The following is an 18,145-nucleotide window of genomic DNA, read 5'->3' as shown; positions in this document are numbered from 1 at the left end:
CGGAGCGAATCCTTCGGCGGCTCAACCCCTTCCAGCGCTGCACCCAAGCCACCTGGCGAAGGCATCACTGCCCCATAGACGGCCCCGCTTGGGCCGCGTCGCCCAGCAATTCCACGATCCAGGGGGCGGGGATGCGCTGGATTTCGCCGGTGTCGATGTCGATCACCCGGGCGAAGGACTGGGCGGCCCGATGGCCGCGGTCGAGATCGCTGACGCGGCCGATGAACCAGGGGCGGCCGGCCATGGCCACCACCGCCAGGTGGCCGGGGCGGGCATCACGGAAGCGTTGGGGCCGGGCCTTGCGCAGGGGCTCGACCGCGGGGTCGATCTGGCCGGGCTTGAGGGACACGGCGCCGAGGGGGCCGCCATCGAGAAGCGCGGGCGCCATGGGGAACGGGGAATGCTGCCAGCAGGCTAGTACGTCTGTACTGTTCGCGCCACGGGTCGGGCAGGGGATTGGCTGGTGTCACCCCTGGGGCGGCTCCTCCGGCGGATCCTCGGGGCGGTTGAGCCGCCGGTAGAGCCAGAGCCCCAGGGGGCCCCAGGCCAGGGTCCAGAGGGCGAAGGTGGTGGCGGTGCCCAGCTGGCCGGTTTCGAGCGAATAGACCCCGGCCTGGATCAGCCCGGCGTCGATCAGGGAGCCGCCGGTGCCCCAGATCAGGGCCCAGGCCAGCAGCAGGGCGATCCGTTGGAAGGTGGGGGTCATCGGGCGGCGGGGGTGAGGCGGCAGCGCAGCACGGCCAGGGCCTCATCGGGTAGACCCAGGAAGCGATCGAGCCAGGCCTCGCCGCTGGGGGGAATCATCGCCACACCAACGAGCACAGCGGAGCCATCGGCCGCCAGGGGGGATCCGCTGCGCTGGTGCCGGCGGCTGCTCACGGCCCCGGAGCTGAGCTGGGTGTCGACCTGCAGGGCCGGGGCGCGGTAGACGGAGCCGATGGCGAAGTGGAAGCGGGCCTTGAAGTGCAGGGCCAGGGTGCCCGTGGCGGAATCAAGGCTGCCGGCCAGCTGCTCCGCTTCGATGGCGATCGAGAGCCCTGGCGGCAGGGGCAGACCGAGGAAGCGCGTGGTGCGCCAGGTGAGCGGCGGGATTGGCAGGGCCGTGGGGTCGAACTCCAGCGCCTGCAGCCCCGCCTGATTCGCTGGCCCCAGCTCTCCCAGGCCGCCACCGCCTCGGGCGTCATAACGGAACGGCGGGTAGGCGCCGATCACCAGGCCGCAGCCCTCGCCGGTGGAGAGCCGCAGGAGGCTCATCCCTGGCGCAGCCCCTCCAGCGCGCCCTGGCCCTGGAGCTCGGCGAAGGCGTCGTAGCCGCCGATCAGTTTCCCGTCGATGAACACCTGGGGCAGGGGGCCGGGGGCGACCGGGTCGATCACCTGGAAGGGAATGCCCAGGGTGCGCAGCATGCGCAGGGCCCGTGCGCTGTAGGGGCACCCCGAGAGCACGGCGATCTCCACGCGCGGCCCACCTAGGGGTGCGGCGTTCGCCACCGCCGCCTCCACTGCCGCCGCCGCCGCGCTTGTGGGCAGCGGACCATCGAGCAGGCCCACGAGCAGGTCGGCTCCCTTGAGCACCAACGTGCCCGGTTCGATGTGGCCGCCCCACACCTGGCACTGCGGATCGGAGACGCTCAGGTGCAGATGCACTCCGCTGGGCGCGAGCGTGCCCTGGAGGGTGATGATCTCCAGCTCGCCCAGGATCAGCGTCGGCTGCTGGGCACCCGGGCACTGGAAGGCGGCCTGGGAGAGGTTGCCCACCACGCCGAGCACGAAGCCGCTGGCCTTTTCCTGCAGGGCCAGCTGTTCGAGCGCACGGCGCACATCCGTGCCGGGTGCGAGCTGGAGCGGCACGGATCGCATCGCTGAAACGGGCATGGACTCGGGCCCAGGTTATGGGGGTGAGGGGACGCTCCTGTGCGGAGAACCCCATCGGCGTCCCCGAAAACGGTTCACCTGATTACGGTTTGAGGCACTGTTTCCGAGCCGGAGCGGATGGCAGCGGAACGTTTCTTTCTCGAACTCGAGTCCCCCACCCCTGAGCTGGCAGGTGCCCCCCACGTGGTGGTGGTGGGCGGCGGTTTCGCCGGGCTGCGCGTCTGCCAGGCCCTGGCCGGTCAACCTGTGCGCGTCACCCTGATCGACAAGCGCAACTTCAACCTGTTCCAGCCGCTGCTCTACCAGGTGGCCTCGGGTCTGGTGTCCGCCGCCGACGTGGCCTCGCCCCTGCGCCAGATGGTCGGCCAGGCCCGCAACGTGCAGGTGCTGCTCGGGGAGGTGGTGGACCTTGACCTGGAGCGGCGGGAGGTGGTGTTCAACGACCAGCGCTACGGCTACGACCACTTGGTGCTGGCCAGCGGCTCCGGCACGGCCTACTTCGGCCATGAGGAATGGCGCCCCCTGGCGCCGCCGATGAAGATCCTCGAGCACGCCCAGGAGATCCGCCGGCGCCTGCTGATGGCCATGGAGGAGGCCGAGCAGTGCACCGAACCGGAGCGGCGCCGTTTCCTGCTCTCGGTGGTGGTGGTGGGGGCCGGCCCGGCGGGTTGCGAACTGGCCGGATCCCTGGTGGAGCTGATGCGCTCCGCCATCCGCCGCGATTTCAAGCAACTCCAGGAGCAGGAGTGCCAGGTGGTGCTGGTGGATGCGGTGGACCGGGTGCTGCCGGCGATGCATCCCAGCCTTTCGGCCTCCGCGGCTGGTTACCTGCGTGCCAACGGCGTCGAGGTGCGGCTGAACACGATGGTGGAGGCGATCGAGCCCGGCACCGTGCGGCTCAAACCCTCCGGCTCGAACCAGGGCAGCGCCAGCGAGCCGACCGCCGAGCTGTTGCAGGCCGCCACCATCTGCTGGACCGCCGGTGTGCGCGCCTCGCGGCTGGGCAAGTTGCTGGCGGAGCGCAGTGGTTGCGCCACCGACCGGGGCGGGCGGGTGCTGGTGGAACCGGATTTCTCGATTCCCGGCCACCCGGAGGTGCGGGTGCTGGGGGATCTCTGCTGTTACCGCCACACCAGCGACGGGGCGCCCCTGCCGGGGATGGCGGGCCCCGCGGTGCAGATGGGCGCCTGGGTCGCCAGGGATCTGCTCAACGGACTGGCCGGACGCGACAGTGCCGCGTTCTGCTGGAACGACCTCGGCACGATGGCGGTGATCGGGCCGCTCTATGCGGTGGCCGATCTGCGCGGGCTGCGGCTCACCGGCCTGGCCGGCTGGCTGCTCTGGGGGGTGGCCCACCTGGCCTTCATCCCCGACACCGAAAACCGCATCACCCTGCTCAGCCGCTGGCTGTGGCAGATCGCCACCCGCCAGCGCCGGGCCCTGCTGATCACCGGCCGGCCTGACCAGCACCTGGGGGTGGATGTGGGCCTGGAGCGGGCCAGGTCCAGTGGGAAGAGCGAGCCCGAGGCGGCGGTGCTGGGGGGCTGAGGGGGGCGGGCAGGCTCTACCAGGGCAACACCTCGCCGTTGGCATGCCAGAAGGTGCCGGAGGTCTCCAGGCTGAGGGCATCGATGCGCTCCAGCAGGCCCTGCACCGCCTGCTCCACAGAGATGCCCTGGGCGCTGAAGCCGGTCATGCGCGTGCGCACCAGCCCGGGGTGGAGGAGGGCCACGGCGATGCCACGCGGTTGGAGATCGATCGCCAACGATTTGCCAGCCATGCACAGCGCCACCTTCGACATCCGGTAGCCATAGGAGCCTCCGGAGCTGTTGTCGGCGATCGAGCCCATGCGGCTGGTCATCAGGATCAGCTTGGAGCCCACATGGAGATGGCCCAGCAGGGCATGGGTGAGCCGCATGGGGCCGAGGGCATTGACCTCGAACTGGCGCCGCAGGCTCTCGACATCGAGATCCCCCAGGCTTGTGCGCTCCAGGAGGCCGGCGTTGTGGATCAGGCCGTCGATCGGCAGGCCATCGAGCCGTTCCACCAGGCCGGCGATGGCGTCAGCGGAGGTGATGTCCACTCCCGTGAGGGTCCGCACCCCGAGGGCGTCCAGCTCCGGCGAGGAGCTGCGGCAGACCGCGATCACGGTGTCGCCCCGGGCCTTGAGCTGGCGGCAGTACTCGGTGCCGATGCCCCGGTTGGCGCCGGTGATCAGGTAGGTGGCCATGGCCGTGAAGATCGGGACGGACCCCCGCACCTTCTCATCCCAACCCGGCCGGTGGCCTCTGGGCAGCACATCTGGGCCGGGCGTTCATCGAAGCCATGCACGCTGCACGGGGCGCTGCCTGATCGTGATGAAACCCGGCGGCTCGCCGATCAAGGCGCTGCAGCTGGGCGCCTTCTGACGCACCACCTCTGCTGCGATGCGCTCGAGAATTTGCTTCCGCCGCCCGGCCGCCCATGGGTGGTGGGCATCCCATTCGCTGCTCTTGCCGATTTCCACCCGCCAGGCACCGGGTTGGTTCCTGTTCAACGGCTGGCGGGCTCGAGGATGCGGTGGGAGGGAACCTCCTGGAGGGCCATCAAACGACGTTCCAAGGTGGTTCCATGGGCCTTCAGCCAGGCCGCCATGGCCTCCCCCGCCTTGCCTCCATAGAGGCGGTGGCTGTAGATCACCGCGGTGCCGCGGCCGTCGGCCATCCTCAACCGGGCGAAGACGGCCTCGATGGTGTCGCGAGCGGGGAAGACGACCACGATCAAGTGTTCAGCGGGCCTGGCGGGGGTGCGGGGAATCGAATCGGTGCGCAGCACCATGGCCTTGTTGCGCGTGTAGTTGCCCAGTACACGGTTGGCCACATCAGCCAGCCCTTCACCATCGCTCACCCCTGGGTAGGTGTTGATGGTGACCATGTCCGTCCAGCGACTCAGGTCTTCCTGGCCAACAGGTGTGAACTCGTGCTGGTGGTTCGATGACCAGCGATGAAGGTAGGTCTGATCGGCAAACTTCAGCGCCACAGGGGAAGCCGGGGGGGCGCCTGCCGCCCGGGCGGTGATCGGCCCAGCCATCAACAGCAGGGCGGCCCATGGCATCAAGCCATGGATGGTGGGCATGGCTTTCAAGGCAGGACTCCAAGCGGGACTTCCGGGAACTTGATCTGCAGAAACATTGCCAGGACACGGGCGCCTTGGGTCACCGAGCGGCTGCCGGCTCTGTGGCGACAAGGATCACTCCAGAACGTTGACGCAGGGCTGGGGCGTCTCCATCGCCGGCGTCAACAGCGATCTCCATCGGCTGCCCGGAAGGTTCTGGTCTCCATGGCGCTCTCGGACACCACTTGGTGCCCGAGGAACCGTGCGTCCCACCATTCCCCCGCTCGCCGCCACCGGCCTGGTGGAACGGCGTCAGGGTGATTCAGCGATCAGCTCGCCTGGGACGCCAGGCTGCGAGCCGCTTCGGCGTCTTCGAGCACCGGGAAGACCTGGATCTCCAGCAGATCGCCCCAGAACGCCTCGAGGGTGGCCACGGCCTCGGCAGACCCCTCGACCACATGCCAGCCGCGGGAGGATCCGGGCATGTGCCAGCGGCCCACGGTTGTGAGCCCGTCGACATCGGGGGCCGCGGTGCTCAGGAAACGCTCCACGGTGGCCCTGTAGTGGGAGGGCGAGATCGTCCAGGTGATCATGAATTTCATGGTTCTTTTGCAAGGAGGGTTCTCGATTCATCTTGTACGGCCTGACGCAGAGTGATCGCTGCAGGCGCCAGCGGATCGCCCTTTGCCGCTCCTCCCCACCGGCAGGACACCGAGGACGACAGGTTCGCCAGGATGATGACCTCAACGTCAGGGCCAGGCCGCCCAACACCCGAGAGACCCGTGACGACAACAGTGCCGGCAGCAGTTCTGACAACAACGTTCGCGGAGTTTGCCCAACGGGCCGACTATTCGCTGCTGGATTCCCTGCAGGCGGATCCCCAGGCGACGGGTGATGGCCGCGACCACCAGCCCCGCCAGGTGTTCTCCGGTCATTACGTGCCGGTGACACCAACCCCACTTCCAGCGCCGGAGGTTGTGGCGCACAGCAGAACCCTCTTTGGCGAGCTGGGCCTGAGCGATGCGCTGGCACAGGACGACCAGTTCCGCCGTCTGTTTTCCGGCGACATCACGGTGGCGCGGGAGCCGATGCGACCGTTGGGTTGGGCCACCGGGTATGCCCTCTCGATCTACGGCACGGAGTACATCCAGCAGTGCCCGTTTGGAACCGGCAACGGCTACGGCGATGGCCGGGCCATTTCCGTGTTTGAAGGTGTCTTCAACGGCAGGCGTTGGGAGATGCAACTGAAAGGCGGTGGCCCGACCCCCTACTGCCGCGGGGCCGATGGACGCGCCGTGCTCCGCTCCAGCGTGCGCGAGTTTCTGGCCCAGGAGTTCATGCACGCCCTGGGGGTGCCCACTTCACGATCCCTGACCCTGGTGGTGTCTGGGTCTGAAACCGTGCGCCGGCCCTGGTACTCCCCGAACTCCCGCTCGTTCGATCCCGACATCCTGGTGGACAACCCTGCGGCGATCACCACACGAGTGGCACCATCGTTTCTGCGGGTGGGCCAGCTGGAGCTGTTCGCCCGTCGCGCCCGCAGCGAGGCCCATCCGGATGCGCTGAACGAGCTGCGGATGATCGTTCAGCACCTGATCGAGCGGAACTACCGGCCGGAGATTGATCCGAGTCTGGATTTCAGCGATCAGGTGGTTGAGCTGGCGGAATTGTTTCGCGGGCGGCTCATCGCACTGGTGGCGAACTGGATGCGGGTTGGCTACTGCCAGGGCAATTTCAACAGCGACAACTGCGCCGCCGGTGGCTACACCCTCGACTACGGACCCTTCGGCTTCTGCGAACTGTTCGATCCCCGCTTTCAGCCCTGGACCGGCGGCGGCGAGCACTTCTGCTTCTTCAACCAACCGGTGGCGGCCGAAGCCAATTACCAGATGTTCTCGGCTGCCCTCCGGCCACTGCTCGAGGGCAACACCGAGGCAGTGGCAAAGCTGGATCAGATCCGCGACGGCTTCGCCGAAGTGATGCGCCAGGAGATCGAGGCGATGTGGGCCAGCAAGCTCGGCCTGATTCGCTACGACGCCGCGCTGGTGAACGAGCTGCTGGAGCTGATGGTGCTCTCCAAGGCGGACTACACGATCTTCTTCCGCCGGCTGTCTGAGATTCCAGATCAACTCTCCACCTTGAAAGAGAGCTTCTACCTGCCCAGTTCAGAGCAGCTCGATGCCCAATGGACGCAATGGCTGCAACGCTGGCGTGATCAGATCACGCGTAACGGCGACCTCGGCGAGACATCCTCAGCGATGAAACAGGTGAACCCCGCGATCACCTGGCGCGAATGGCTCATTGCACCGGCTTATGAACAGGCGGCGCAAGGTGATTTCAACCTGGTCCAGGAGCTGCAGGAGGTGTTCAGCTATCCCTACGACGAGCCATCCGCGGAGCTGGCGGCGAGGTACGACCGCCTGAAGCCCAGGGAATTCTTCAACGCCGGAGGCGTGTCCCACTACAGCTGTTCGTCCTGAGCCGATCAACCCCTGAACCATCCCCAGAACGCAGCTGGTCAGCTGATCCGGCTCCGCACTCTCGTGCGGATCGCGAGCACGGGAAGCGCGAGGAACGGCAGTCCCATGGCGATCAGCATGACGGGGAGACCAAGCGACCGGCTGTAGGCGGTGTCGCCGCGCACCGTTGCGTCGATGGTGCTGCCCACGTCGGCCTCCCCGTTACCCCCCGTGAACCCACCGATCACGAGCCGACCGCCGATCTCCCACCGGGCGATGCACTCAGTGCGATACGTGGACGCTCCACGGATGATCGCTCCCGATGTGTTGCACGCAAGCACCTTGGCCTCGACGCGCGTGCCGGCCAAGCGCTGATGCAGCAGGAACCCTCCGCCACCGACCAACGCTGCCGGAATCGCCAGCAGGATCGTCCACACGACGATGTCGATCCCATGGCCGCCGGGGCGTCGCGTGGACGGCGATCGCAACGGGGGACGCCGCTGCAGCGCCCGCTCGACGAGCAGTGGAATGCCCTTGGACCGCCACCACTCGACGTCGAGCGATCCGCCGGACATCCCCCCATGGTCGAGGTGGGGCCGGTGCACGACCCGCTCATCGGTCTGATCGATGTCGACGTCGGCCACGCGACGCAGGGCATCGACGTAGGCCGCACGGACCGCACCGCGATCGTTCGGCGTGGGTGTCGCCCTGACGAGCTCACGCATGGCCTGCCAGGCATGCACATCCCCGCGCAGGCCCCACTGCCGGTGGTTGACGTCGAACCCGTCACCGAGCCGTCCGTCGCCGGCTTCGTCCGTTCGGTGTCCACAGGTCGGGCAGCGCCAGACATCCGCCACACCGACCACAGGCTCGAGCCGCGCTCCGTCGGCAGCACACACGTCCCCAACCATCCGGTGAACCTCGAGCCCGTTCTCGTTCCCGTTGAGACGGTACTCGTGCCATCCAGATCGCCGGCCCAGCGAGCCTTGAGCTGCGCTGGAGACCGATCGAGCGGTCTTGTCTGAGGGCGCAGGGCGACGTGAGGCTTCGGTGCAGACGCTGGTGCCGCAGGTCCACGGAGCGGTTGGTGGGGGAAAACAACCGCTCGGACTTCTTCAGGGTGATGAACAAAAGGCTCAGCGCGCCAAACCGAGGAACACCAGGATCGAGCGGTTCAGGCGCAGCAGCAGGTCGTCCTCGAGCTGGCCGATCCGGCTGCCGAGGCGTTCACGGGGAACGGTGCTGAGCTTGTCCGCCATCAGCCAGCTACGGCTGGAGAGGCCATTGCGGCTGCTTGGCTCCACAGGAATCCGAAACACGGGGGCGTCGGCGGGATCAGTGGTGAGTGGGCAGAGGGTGATTGAGTCCCGCTCCGCGAAGGCATCGTCTTGCACGATCACGGCAGGGCGCGGCTTTGAGGTGTAGGCGCCACCTCCGGCGACGGTCCAGATTTCACTCCGTTTCATTCAGGGCAATGATCCGGCCAGATAGAAATGGCATCCACGAAGGCCTGGTCGTCTGCCTCCTGAGCGCTTGCGTTGACGAGCAGGCATTGCCGCCGGGCCTCGGCGGCGAACTCGGGAGTGCGCACATCCGGCACCCAGATCTGGATCGGCCGCAGACCCTGGCGCCGTAGCCGCTCCCGGTGGGCGCGGACTTTTTCTCGGGTGAGAGCACGCTTTGCTTCGTCCATCGCCATCGTCCCCCAGGAAGTTACATGTAATTTAGCGGAGCTGGGCTTGGCTGGGGCGCTCCCGCGTTCCATGCTTTCAGGCAAACCGTCAGCCCAGATCCAAGGCTGTCATCCTGCCTCCAGTTCTTCTACGCGGCATGGCCCTGCGCTCCGCCAGCGAGTTCCCCAGCTCACCAGAGCCGGAGGCTCTCGAGGCCACCTACAGCGAATGCCGTGCGGCGCTGGTGTCGGCCAACCGCTCCCGGGGGGTGCTCAAGGCCCAGAGCGACCGTCGCGGTGTGGTGATCGCCGAGCTGCAACGGGAACTGGGGGAACTGGCGGCCGACCTGGCCGATGAAGCGCACACCAAGACGCGGCTCCATGCCATGAACGCCAAGCTCGGCGCCGTGATCCGCGAACTGGAGGACACCGGCGATGCGATGGTGGGCCTGATTGATGAAAGTGAGCGCCAGAGCGGCTTCTGGCTCGTGGAGATGTTCCGGCAGCTGATCGCCCAGGCCCGCCGCTGGCGTCAGGTGAAGGCGCGCGCTGTGGCACTCGCCGGCGAAGCGGCCGACCCCGGCAACGGACCCGCCCAGATCAACGAGCAGCCATGAGCGCGGGCCCATCGATCGCCGATCTGCTGGAGCAGAGCCACCGGGAACTCGCCGGCACCGATGCCCGGGTCTATCGGCGTGTGGGGGAGCATCTCCAGCGCTCGGGAGAAGCCCTCAGCCATCTGCAGGATCCACCCGATGCCGCCTCCCAACACCGCAAGGCTCTGCTGGGCAAGGGGAGCTTTCTCAAGTTGTCGGTGGCGGCCCTCAAGCAGCTGTGCAAGACCCACGGGATCAAGGGCTACACCAAGTTGAAGAAGCCCGAGCTGGCCAGGGTTCTTGAGCAGAGGCAGGTGGAGCCGCCGCCGCCGCCCTTGGAGTCGTTCAGCAAGAAGGAGCTGATTGGCTTGGTGAGGCAGTTCCTGGCCTGAGGCGCTGCTGGTCGTGGGCGTTGTTGGCTGGGTAGCTTCGCGATGAAGGGGCCCATGACTTCCACCCCGACACCTCTGGTGACCCGCGAGGCGCTGGGATTTGGATGCCGACGTCCTGGTGGTGATGCCCTTCGAGGAACGCCACCTGGCCAGGATGCGTGAAATGGTGCTCCGGTCGTGCGCGAGGCGCTTGACCATGGCGAGGTGCTGCTCCGCCGCCAGGGGGCAGCCTGATGGCGGCCAAGTGGTCTAGACTTGGTATCTATCACTTCAGTGAAATGCGCGCCAAGCTGTTTCGGAATGGGCGCAGCCAGGCGGTGCGCCTGCCTGCCGAATTCCGCTTCGAGGGATCGGAGGTGGAGGTGCACCGGGATCCCGAATCCGGCGCGGTGGTGCTCACGCCGCTGCGGCCCTCCGCCCGCGTCTGGCTGGAGCAGCGTGATGCCCTGCTGGCCGAGCCAGGCGAACGCGCAGAACTGGACAGCTTTTTTGATCACCTACGCGATCCAGCCGCAGCGCCGGAGGGCAACTGGCCGTGACGATGTCGCAAGGGCCGAAATGACTAGGCGGATGCTCGATACGAACGCTGTGCGCGCCCTTCTGGATGGGCGCTCGCCTCGCCTCGATGGCTGGTTGGCGGAGCAGCAGTGCTGCCTTTCGGTGATCGTGGCGGCGGAGATCCGCTACGGGCTGGAGCGGCGCGTGCTGCCTGCCAACAAGCGCCAGCTGATCGAGGGGGCGCTGGAGGCTCTGGAGATCCTGCCCTGGAGCGAAGGATGCGCTCGCACCTATGGCAGGCTTCGGGCCCAGCTGGAGCAACGAGGCAAGCCCCTGGGTTTGATGGACCTGCTGATCGCCAGCCATGCTCTCAGCGAAGGCTGCAGCCTGGTGAGCGCCGATCAGGCCTTCGCCCAGGTGGACGAACTCACATTGGAGAGCTGGTGATGGCGGCAACAGGATGGTCTGCTCCGGCTGCCAGGGACGGACGGACGGACTTGGGCTTGTGCATGCCTCATTCTTTCGCCTAGAACCACTGCAGTCACATGGTTCTGGGCAGATTCAGGAACGTCTGTGGAGAGGCTGCTCGCAATCTGTGCGCAACAGACTCCCAGGCGTTGGATGCGTTCAAGTCGCTGGCTAAAGCATGGGGGATCCCTTCTCAGCGCCTCCCTTCGCATGTTCAGAGTTCCAGGAGAAGCCGCCGTGACGCGTCCACGTCTTTGCGGAAATAGGGATTGTGGATCATGGATTCCGTCAGGAGATCCACCGGACGGCCGAAAAGGGCTTCCAAGTCATCGGCGAAGGAACAGAAGCGCCGGGCATAGCCTGGTTCTCGTTGGTCCGTCATCTGCACGATGAAGTCCAGATCACTGCTGGCAGGGTCAAACAGGCCCTTCGCCGCCGAGCCGAACACTTCAAGCCGATCCACGCCGTAGCGGTTGCACAGGTGCCTGAGCGGCTCCAGCCGGTCGACCAGCAAGGTCAGCAGTGGGGCAGCCGTGTCCATGGAGTCAGGTTAATGGAGCCTTGGGTTCCCTCAAACCGCCACCGCCAGCTTCGGGTAGAACGCCCCCGGAATCGGCCGCTGCAGCCGCCAGCGAATCGCCATCGGCCGCTCACCTTCATGGCTCACGTAGTCGGCAAAACCCAGGCACAGAAACGGCAGCGTGACGCCGCCGCGTCGGTTCTCAACTGCTGCGCAGAAGCCTGAGGCTACCCGCACCAACAACAGCACCAGGCTGCCGCGCTCGCGGTGGTGGATGGTGCGCTGGCCGGTGGCTGAGGCTTCGCGGGTGAGGCTCTGGCTCTCCCCGTGGAACTCACGCGGCGAGATGGCGACGTCGTTGGTGCGGGTGGTGGGGGAGAAGAGGGCTTCGCTTGTTCGCAGGGTGATGCGCTGCAGGAAGCGCGGCTGTAGCTGCCGTCCAAGCGTAGGTTCAGGCTCCGCGATGAAAAGCGTCAGAGGACATCGATGAACGTTGCCGGGTCGATACCTGCCTGGCGAAGCACGCTTCCCAAGGTCCCCACCGCCAGGTCACGCCGATGGGGAGGCTCCACGCATGTGACGCTGGCATCGCCATTTTCCGGGTTGAGGGATTGTCTTCGCAGCACCACATGGCGGCCTTTCTGGCGCACGATCTCACAACCGAGGCGCTGCAATGCGGCGATGGCGGCTGATGCCGGCAGCCGAGGCAACTTAGGCAACGTTGACCTCAAAGGTGGTCAGCAGTCGGGGCGCCAGCGCAGGTTGCGGGCATTCCTCCAAGTAGAGCTCGGTCGCCTCGCGCAGGTTGGCCAGGGCTTCCTCGATCGAGTCACCCTGGCTCGCGGTGTCGACCTCGGGGCATTCCGCCACGTTGACCTCGTCTTCCCGGTGCAGGATTGCCGTGAGGCGCTGGGGGGTGGCGGTCGTCATGGTCGCCGGGCTGGGTAGGCCTACAGTCTGGCCCCCTCAAACCGCCACCGCCAGCTCCGGATCGAAGGCCCCCGGAATCGGCCGCTGCAGTCGCCGGTGGCCCTATCGGCCGCCAACCTCATCCCAAGGGCTTGATCTGCTCCCTAACCCACTCGGTAAATTCCTGCCGATCAAGCGTTCCGGAGGCCACAGCAAGAACAACGGCTTCGGTGGATTCGTTGGAAGCGGTCAACTGATAGCGGTTAAGCATCAACATCACTTCCATGGCTGCATGGCCAACACGCTTGTTGCCATCCACAAAGGGATGATTCTTGATCAGGGAAAAGCCAAGAACGGCAGACTTTTCGATGAGAGTTGGATAGAGATCAACACCTGAAAAGATCCCGCAATCCGGGTGAACCGCCGGACGTGGCGATCAATCGGCGGTGCAGCTCCAGTACCTCAACGAGGCGGAGATAGCGGATCACGCCAGACGACGGTACAGCTCCTCATTCTTTGCCAGCACGTTCGATGCGGCTGCTTCGAAGTCTGCGGAGGGTCGGCTAAGCAGATCGCGGACGGCGGCCGAGGCCAGGACCTCCTGGGGCACGTTGAGCAGCCCGGCCACCTCGGCCAGAGCCCGGGACTGTTCATCGTTGAGCTCAATGGCGAGAGCCATGGAAGTCCTCCAGAACCCCAAGGATAGGAGAGGCCGAAAGCTGGGCGGCCCCCTCACACCGCCACCGCCAGCTCCGGATAAAACGCACCCGGAATCGGCCGCTGCAGCCGCCAGCGAATCGCCATCGGGCGTTCGCCTTCGTGGCTCACGTAGTCGGCAAAGCCGAGGCACAGGAACGGCAGCGTGACGCCGCCGCGCCGGTTCTCCTCCCGCACCAGCAACAGCACGCGGCTGCTGCGCTCGCGATGGTGGATATTGCGCTGGCCGGTGGCTGAGGCTTCGCGGGTGAGGCTCTGGCTCTCCCAGTGGAACTCACGCGGTGAGATGGCGTAGTCGTTGGTGCGGGTGGTGGGAGAGAACAAACGCTCGCTCTTCTTCAGGGTGATGAAGAACACGTCGCAGCGCGTGGCCTCATCGAAGAACACACCAACTGCTGCGCAGAAGCCTTCGGCTACGCGGCCGGGGAAGGGGCGGGCCTCGTTCAATAAGCCGAACGCCGCGAACACTTCGGCGCGGGAGTAGCGGCCGTGGAGCTTCAAGGGCACCGGCGGGGCTGGATCGCCTTCGGCCTGAAACGGCCAGGCGAGCGGCGTCACCAGGTGGTTTGTGCGCTCCAGCAGGAGCGCGAACAGCTCCACCAGCTCGGCGCGAATGGATGCGGCGACCCAGAGCCGCGCGAGGGCTTCGGGCAAGGGCAGGTGATTTCGGCCACTGCCCCAGAGCTGGGCCAGCAGCATCCGCCACTGGCGCTACGCACATCCTTACGGAGACTGAGCTTCGGGGCTGAGAAGAAGAAAGCCGGCCTCTGGATGGGCCTTGAAGGCTTCGATGGCCTCGAGATTGTTCAGAAGCAGATCGGCGGTGGCGGCATTGCCGGCATTCCCGATGCCCAGGCAGATCACCTTGGGGGGAAATCCTCGGCTCACACTGAGTCGAAGGAAATCCTCGTCCTTGGTCACCAGCAGGACATCCTCGCGGCGGGCATGGTCCCAGATCACCAGATCATCCGCCCCACCAAGTCCAAGCAGCCGCAGGTTCACGCCGCTGCGGAACGGATGACCAGGCGCCGTTCACGGTCGGCGGCATAGGCCAGGCAGGCCAGCACATCCTCGTGGTTGAGCTGCGGAAAATCCCCCAGAAGCTCAGCTTCCGTCATGCCGCTCGCCAACGCGCCAAGAACATCTCCCACCGTGAGACGGGTACCGCGGACGCAGGGCTTGCCAAAACGAACCGCCGAATTGATAGTGATCCGCTCTTCGTGATCCATGAACCAACGCTAAACCGCCACCGCCAGCTCCGGATAGAAGGCCCCCGGAATCGCCCTGTGCAGCCGCCAGCGAATCGCCATCGGCCGCTCGCCTTCGTTGCTCACATAATCGGCAAAGCCCAGGCACAGAAACGGCAGCGTGACGCCGCCACGCCGGTTCTCCTCCCGCACCAACAACAGCACGCGGCTGCCGCGGGCGCGGTGGTGGATGTAGCGCTGGCCGGTGGCTGAGGCTTCGCGGGTGAGGCTCTGGCTCTCCCAGTGGAACTCGCGCGGTGAGATGGCGTAGTCGTTGTAGCGGGTGGTGGGGGAGAACAACCGCTCACTCTTCTTCAGGGTGATGAAGAACACGTCGCATCGGGAGGCCTCATCAAAGAACACACCCTCGCGGCCGGGGAAGGGGCGGGCTTCGTTCAATAACCCGAACGCCGCGAATACCTCGGCGCGGGAGTAACGGCCGTGGAGCTTCAGGGGCACTGGCGGGGCTGGTTCGCCTTCACCCTGAAACGGCCAGGCGAGCGGTGCCACCAGGTGGTCGGTGCGCTCCAGCAGCAGCGCGAACAGCTCCACCAGCTCGGCGCGGATGGCGGCGGCGGCCCAGAGCCGCACCAACGCCTCGGCCAGCGGCAGGTGCTGGCGGCCACTGCCCCAGAGCTGGGCCAGCAGCATCCGCCACTGGCGCTCCGCACACAGGTCCAACCCCGCCGGATCGGGTGCCAGCGGCCGCTGCAGCTGATCCACCAGCCAACGCAGGCGCTCGGGGTCGTCGAGGTGCAGCAAACCGCCGGCGATGCCCCGCCCCAACCGCTCTTCATCCGCCGTGGGCTCCCCGGAGGCCTCCGCCACCGCCCACCCCAGCTCCCGCTGCAGCAACGCCCAACACCCCGCCACCCGATAGAACTCCCCCAGCTCCATGCCGAGTCCGTCGAGCAGCTCCGCCAGCGAACAGGCCCCGAGGCGGCGGCATTCGGCGAGCAGCTGGGGCCGGCGGCTGGGCAGCGACTCGCGCAGATTGGAAAGCACCCGCTCCGTGGAGACGCGATCGAGCTGGAGGCTGCAGCCGGCGGGGAGGAAGGGGAAGCCGGTTTCGATCTGCTGGCGCAGCTGGTCGCGGCTGCCGCCGAGCAGGGCGCGGTAGCGGATGTCGTGGCGGAAGTTGCGGTGGGCCTGGCCGATGAAATCCAGAACAGTGAGGCAGCTCTTGCCTGGGCAGAGGCGCAGACCGCGGCCGAGCTGCTGCAGGAACACGATCGCGCTCTCGGTGGGCCGCAGGAACAGCACCGTGTCGATCTCGGGGATGTCGAGCCCTTCGTTGAACAGATCCACGGCGAAGAGGATCTGCAGCTCACCGGACCGCAGGCGGCGGATCTGCTCGGCGCGCTCGTCGCGAGGGCTGTTGGCATCCAGGGAGGCGGCGCGCAGGCCGGCAGCGGCGAACTTGCGGGCCATCCAGGCGGCGTGCTCCACGCTCACGCAGAAGCCCAGGGCCCGCATCGTGGACAGGTGGGTGATCTTGCCTTCGAGTTCGCGCAGGATCAGGCGCAGGCGGGCGTCGTCGGCGGTGTAGAGGTTGGTGAGAGCTTCTGTGGCGTAGCCGTTGCGGCGCCATTCGATCTGCGAGAGGTCGGTGCCGTCGTGGAGGCCGAAGTAGTGGAAGGGCGCCAGCAGGCCCTGATCGAGGGCGCTCCAGAGGCGCAGCTCGGCGGCGGTGTGGCCACCGAACCAATGGAGGATGTCGAGCCCGTCTGTGCGTTCGGGGGTGGCGGTGAGGCCGAGCAGCAGGGACGGCGCCAGGTGGGCCAGCCAGCGCTCGTAGCTGGAGGCGGCGGCGTGGTGGAACTCATCGACGATCACCACGTTGAAGCTGCCCGGCGCCAGGCCCGCCGGATCGATCCCCGCGAGCGACTGCACCGAGGCGAACACATGGCGCCACTGGCCGGGACGCTGGCCATCCACCAGCAGCTCACCGAAGGAGCCATCGCGCAGCACCTGGCGGAAGGTGGCGAGGCTCTGTTCCAGGATTTCCTTCCGGTGAGCCACGAACAGCAGGCTGGGGTAGCCCGGACCGGCCAGGGCGGTGCACTGGTTGCCGAAATCAGACGCCAGGCGGGCGTAATCGAGGGCGGCGATCACGGTTTTGCCGGTGCCGGTGGCGGCCACCACCAGGTTGCGCCAGCGGTTGTGGAGGCTGCGCTCGGCGGCGAGCTTTTCGAGGATCTCCTGCTGGTAGGCGTGAGGGCGGATGTCGAAGAAGCTGAGCGGTGTGGCGTCGCTGGTGGTTTCGTTCGCCGCGGCCCGATCAAAGCGACGCTGCTCGATCTCGCTGGCCCGGTAAGGCTCGAATTCGCCCTCCTCCCAGTAGCTCTCAAAGGTGGCCTGGAACTTGGAGAGGATGCCCTCGTTGTCTTGGGCGGAGAGGCGCACGTTCCACTCCAGGCCGTCGTGCAAGGCGGCGGTGGAGAGGTTGGAGGAGCCGATGTAGGCGGTGGCTGCGCCCGAGGCGCGGTGAAACAACCAGGCCTTGGCATGCAGACGGGTACGGCGGGTGTCGTAGCTGACACGCACCTCGGCGCCGTGGGCCACGAGCCAATCAAGGGCGCGGCGGTCGGTGGCACCCATGTAGACGGTGGTGAGCACCCTCAACGGCCGGCCGGCGCGCAGCAGGTCGGCCAAGGGCTCCTGCAGCAGACGCAGGCCGCTCCACTTGATGAAGGCGCAGAGCAGGTCAATCCGCTGGGCGGAGGGGATTTCGTGGATCAACGCCTGCCCCACCGATGGCTCGCCGCTGGCGTTCACCAGCAGGGTGCTGTCGGCCAGGGGGATCAGGGGACGCAACGGCTTGGCTTGGCCAGGAAGCAGCGGGGAGGCAAGGATGCTGCTGAGGTTTTGGCTACTGGGGTGGACGGCATCACCGGGGCTAACGGCCCGGGGCACCTGGGCAATCAGCAAGGCCACCAACTGGTTCACCAGCTTCAGCTGGGCTGCTGTGGGATGTCCATCGGGAAGGCTGGCCAGGGCGCTGCGCACCAAGGCGGCGAGGTGGCGCGAGAGCTTGTGGGGCGCTTCCTCGGGGTCGAGGGGATCGAGGCCCACCAACTCCTGGGGTACGCCCGCCAACTGCTGCTCCAGGACCTCGGTAAGGAGGTGGTCGTAGAGGCCGGGGTTGGGGGGTGGGGTGCTCAATTCAGCCTGAGCCTGTCTGCAGAAATGATCGAGGATGAAGGGCTGGAGTGGGGCCGAACGCAGAAGGCCGCCTCAGTGCTTAGAAGTATCGCAACGAACTGCCTGGATATCGGATCCGTCTAACGTGGCGATCAACGGCTGCCGATCCTTGGGGAACTCTTGCAATGGATGGCATCTTGAAGCTTGGTGTTTTCGCGGCAAGGCTTGTTATGCGGAAGGGGCCAAGCATTGCAGATGGTTATCGGACCCGCCCAATCATTGTTAGACCGACGCAAAACACCGATGCGACTACGAGGTAACCTAAAATCGTGGAATGATGAGCGAGGCTTCGGGTTCATTGAGCCAGCTCAGGGTGGCAAGGATATCTTTGTTCATATCAAGGCTTTCCCACCCAGCATCAAGCGCCCGACAACCGGGAAGGCTTTAACCTTTGAGATCGAGCTAGGCCCAAACGGCAAGCAGCGTGCGCGCTCAGTCCAGTACCTCGTAGGTAATCGTGCACCCAAGACATACCGATCGGAGTCGCCTGCAGCAT

At 66.5% G+C, this 18,145-nt stretch carries 27 protein-coding genes and 1 pseudogene; 7 read left to right on the top strand and 21 right to left on the bottom strand.

The window, feature by feature from the left end:
* Positions 1-64: 64 nt before the first annotated feature.
* The 4 genes from KBZ13_RS14065 to KBZ13_RS14050 form a co-directional block, all read right to left on the bottom strand.
* On the bottom strand, positions 65-388 hold the full coding sequence (locus tag KBZ13_RS14065) for a hypothetical protein (RefSeq protein ID WP_255010247.1): 324 nt from the start codon (positions 386-388) through the stop codon (positions 65-67).
* 78 nt (positions 389-466) lie between these two features.
* Positions 467-706 carry a hypothetical protein gene (locus KBZ13_RS14060; protein ID WP_255010245.1) on the bottom strand — a complete coding sequence of 80 codons (240 nt, stop codon included), beginning with the start codon at positions 704-706 and terminating at the stop codon, positions 467-469.
* Positions 703-1,254 carry a hypothetical protein gene (locus KBZ13_RS14055; protein WP_255010242.1) on the bottom strand — a complete coding sequence of 184 codons (552 nt, stop codon included), beginning with the start codon at positions 1,252-1,254 and terminating at the stop codon, positions 703-705. Before KBZ13_RS14055 ends, KBZ13_RS14060 begins: the two co-directional genes overlap by 4 nt.
* Positions 1,251-1,859, bottom strand: a complete 609-nt coding sequence (locus tag KBZ13_RS14050; RefSeq protein ID WP_255010240.1) for a PCC domain-containing protein — start codon at positions 1,857-1,859, stop codon at positions 1,251-1,253. Before KBZ13_RS14050 ends, KBZ13_RS14055 begins: the two co-directional genes overlap by 4 nt.
* A gap of 132 nt (positions 1,860-1,991) precedes the next feature.
* Here KBZ13_RS14050 and KBZ13_RS14045 point away from each other — a divergent pair, with 132 nt between their 5' ends.
* Positions 1,992-3,422: an NAD(P)/FAD-dependent oxidoreductase gene (locus KBZ13_RS14045; RefSeq protein WP_255010238.1), complete on the top strand. Its 1,431-nt coding sequence runs from the start codon at positions 1,992-1,994 to the stop codon at positions 3,420-3,422.
* Positions 3,423-3,438: 16 nt separating this feature from the next.
* On the opposite strand, the gene KBZ13_RS14040 is transcribed toward KBZ13_RS14045, so the two are convergent.
* From KBZ13_RS14040 to KBZ13_RS14025, 4 genes are all read right to left on the bottom strand, one after another.
* Positions 3,439-4,104 (bottom strand): SDR family oxidoreductase, encoded by a 666-nt coding sequence (locus KBZ13_RS14040; protein WP_255010316.1) that lies wholly within the window; start codon positions 4,102-4,104, stop codon positions 3,439-3,441.
* Positions 4,105-4,188: 84 nt separating this feature from the next.
* Positions 4,189-4,380, bottom strand: a complete 192-nt coding sequence (locus tag KBZ13_RS14035; protein WP_255010237.1) for a hypothetical protein — start codon at positions 4,378-4,380, stop codon at positions 4,189-4,191.
* Between the two features lie 26 nt (positions 4,381-4,406).
* Positions 4,407-4,988, bottom strand: coding sequence for a hypothetical protein (locus tag KBZ13_RS14030; protein WP_255010235.1), 582 nt, complete (start codon positions 4,986-4,988; stop codon positions 4,407-4,409).
* Positions 4,989-5,296: 308 nt separating this feature from the next.
* Complete coding sequence (locus KBZ13_RS14025; protein ID WP_255010223.1) at positions 5,297-5,569, bottom strand: DUF3303 domain-containing protein; 273 nt, start codon at positions 5,567-5,569, stop codon at positions 5,297-5,299.
* Between the two features lie 132 nt (positions 5,570-5,701).
* Here KBZ13_RS14025 and KBZ13_RS14020 point away from each other — a divergent pair, with 132 nt between their 5' ends.
* On the top strand, positions 5,702-7,447 hold the full coding sequence (locus KBZ13_RS14020; RefSeq protein ID WP_255010313.1) for a protein adenylyltransferase SelO: 1,746 nt from the start codon (positions 5,702-5,704) through the stop codon (positions 7,445-7,447).
* A gap of 38 nt (positions 7,448-7,485) precedes the next feature.
* Here KBZ13_RS14020 and KBZ13_RS14015 read toward each other — a convergent pair whose 3' ends face one another.
* From KBZ13_RS14015 to KBZ13_RS14005, 3 genes are all read right to left on the bottom strand, one after another.
* Entirely contained in the window at positions 7,486-8,337 is an 852-nt protein-coding gene (locus tag KBZ13_RS14015; RefSeq protein WP_255010222.1) for a hypothetical protein, read from the bottom strand.
* A gap of 225 nt (positions 8,338-8,562) precedes the next feature.
* On the bottom strand, positions 8,563-8,892 hold the full coding sequence (locus KBZ13_RS14010; RefSeq protein WP_255010220.1) for a type II toxin-antitoxin system PemK/MazF family toxin: 330 nt from the start codon (positions 8,890-8,892) through the stop codon (positions 8,563-8,565).
* Positions 8,889-9,119: an antitoxin MazE family protein gene (locus tag KBZ13_RS14005; RefSeq protein ID WP_255010218.1), complete on the bottom strand. Its 231-nt coding sequence runs from the start codon at positions 9,117-9,119 to the stop codon at positions 8,889-8,891. Before KBZ13_RS14005 ends, KBZ13_RS14010 begins: the two co-directional genes overlap by 4 nt.
* 137 nt (positions 9,120-9,256) lie before the next feature.
* On the opposite strand from KBZ13_RS14005, the gene KBZ13_RS14000 reads away from it, so the two are divergent.
* From KBZ13_RS14000 to KBZ13_RS13985, 4 genes are all read left to right on the top strand, one after another.
* Positions 9,257-9,715: a hypothetical protein gene (locus KBZ13_RS14000; protein ID WP_255010216.1), complete on the top strand. Its 459-nt coding sequence runs from the start codon at positions 9,257-9,259 to the stop codon at positions 9,713-9,715.
* Positions 9,712-10,086, top strand: a complete 375-nt coding sequence (locus KBZ13_RS13995) for a hypothetical protein (protein ID WP_255010215.1) — start codon at positions 9,712-9,714, stop codon at positions 10,084-10,086. Before KBZ13_RS14000 ends, KBZ13_RS13995 begins: the two co-directional genes overlap by 4 nt.
* A gap of 278 nt (positions 10,087-10,364) precedes the next feature.
* Entirely contained in the window at positions 10,365-10,625 is a 261-nt protein-coding gene (locus tag KBZ13_RS13990) for an antitoxin (RefSeq protein ID WP_255010212.1), read from the top strand.
* Between the two features lie 31 nt (positions 10,626-10,656).
* A complete protein-coding gene (locus KBZ13_RS13985; RefSeq protein WP_255010210.1) occupies positions 10,657-11,031 on the top strand; it encodes a type II toxin-antitoxin system VapC family toxin in 375 nt (124 codons plus the stop codon).
* Between the two features lie 235 nt (positions 11,032-11,266).
* Here KBZ13_RS13985 and KBZ13_RS13980 read toward each other — a convergent pair whose 3' ends face one another.
* The 10 genes from KBZ13_RS13980 to KBZ13_RS13935 form a co-directional block, all read right to left on the bottom strand.
* Positions 11,267-11,593: a nucleotidyltransferase family protein gene (locus tag KBZ13_RS13980; RefSeq protein WP_255010208.1), complete on the bottom strand. Its 327-nt coding sequence runs from the start codon at positions 11,591-11,593 to the stop codon at positions 11,267-11,269.
* A 30-nt stretch (positions 11,594-11,623) separates the two neighbouring features.
* Positions 11,624-11,821: a hypothetical protein gene (locus KBZ13_RS13975; RefSeq protein WP_255010206.1), complete on the bottom strand. Its 198-nt coding sequence runs from the start codon at positions 11,819-11,821 to the stop codon at positions 11,624-11,626.
* 224 nt (positions 11,822-12,045) lie between these two features.
* On the bottom strand, positions 12,046-12,291 hold the full coding sequence (locus KBZ13_RS13970; RefSeq protein ID WP_255010205.1) for a type II toxin-antitoxin system HicA family toxin: 246 nt from the start codon (positions 12,289-12,291) through the stop codon (positions 12,046-12,048).
* Positions 12,284-12,502 (bottom strand): type II toxin-antitoxin system HicB family antitoxin, encoded by a 219-nt coding sequence (locus tag KBZ13_RS13965; RefSeq protein ID WP_255010203.1) that lies wholly within the window; start codon positions 12,500-12,502, stop codon positions 12,284-12,286. Before KBZ13_RS13965 ends, KBZ13_RS13970 begins: the two co-directional genes overlap by 8 nt.
* Before the next feature lie 118 nt (positions 12,503-12,620).
* Entirely contained in the window at positions 12,621-12,800 is a 180-nt protein-coding gene (locus KBZ13_RS13960; RefSeq protein WP_255010201.1) for a hypothetical protein, read from the bottom strand.
* Between the two features lie 165 nt (positions 12,801-12,965).
* On the bottom strand, positions 12,966-13,160 hold the full coding sequence (locus tag KBZ13_RS13955; protein WP_255010199.1) for a DNA-binding protein: 195 nt from the start codon (positions 13,158-13,160) through the stop codon (positions 12,966-12,968).
* A gap of 53 nt (positions 13,161-13,213) precedes the next feature.
* Entirely contained in the window at positions 13,214-13,897 is a 684-nt protein-coding gene (locus KBZ13_RS13950; protein ID WP_255010197.1) for a DUF3427 domain-containing protein, read from the bottom strand.
* A gap of 24 nt (positions 13,898-13,921) precedes the next feature.
* A complete protein-coding gene (locus tag KBZ13_RS13945; protein ID WP_255010195.1) occupies positions 13,922-14,200 on the bottom strand; it encodes a DUF5615 family PIN-like protein in 279 nt (92 codons plus the stop codon).
* Entirely contained in the window at positions 14,197-14,427 is a 231-nt protein-coding gene (locus KBZ13_RS13940) for a DUF433 domain-containing protein (RefSeq protein ID WP_255010193.1), read from the bottom strand. Before KBZ13_RS13940 ends, KBZ13_RS13945 begins: the two co-directional genes overlap by 4 nt.
* 9 nt (positions 14,428-14,436) lie before the next feature.
* Positions 14,437-17,610, bottom strand: a complete 3,174-nt coding sequence (locus tag KBZ13_RS13935; RefSeq protein WP_255010191.1) for a DUF3427 domain-containing protein — start codon at positions 17,608-17,610, stop codon at positions 14,437-14,439.
* Positions 17,611-17,844: 234 nt separating this feature from the next.
* Here KBZ13_RS13935 and KBZ13_RS15840 point away from each other — a divergent pair.
* Positions 17,845-18,078, top strand: a pseudogene (locus tag KBZ13_RS15840) (cold shock domain-containing protein); the annotation flags it as partial.
* Between the last annotated feature and the right edge of the window lie 67 nt (positions 18,079-18,145).

Origin of the sequence: Cyanobium sp. ATX 6F1, assembly GCF_024346315.1 — a bacterium.
Lineage (GTDB): Bacteria > Cyanobacteriota > Cyanobacteriia > PCC-6307 > Cyanobiaceae > ATX-6F1.
This window is presented reverse-complemented; position numbering and strand designations above follow the sequence as displayed.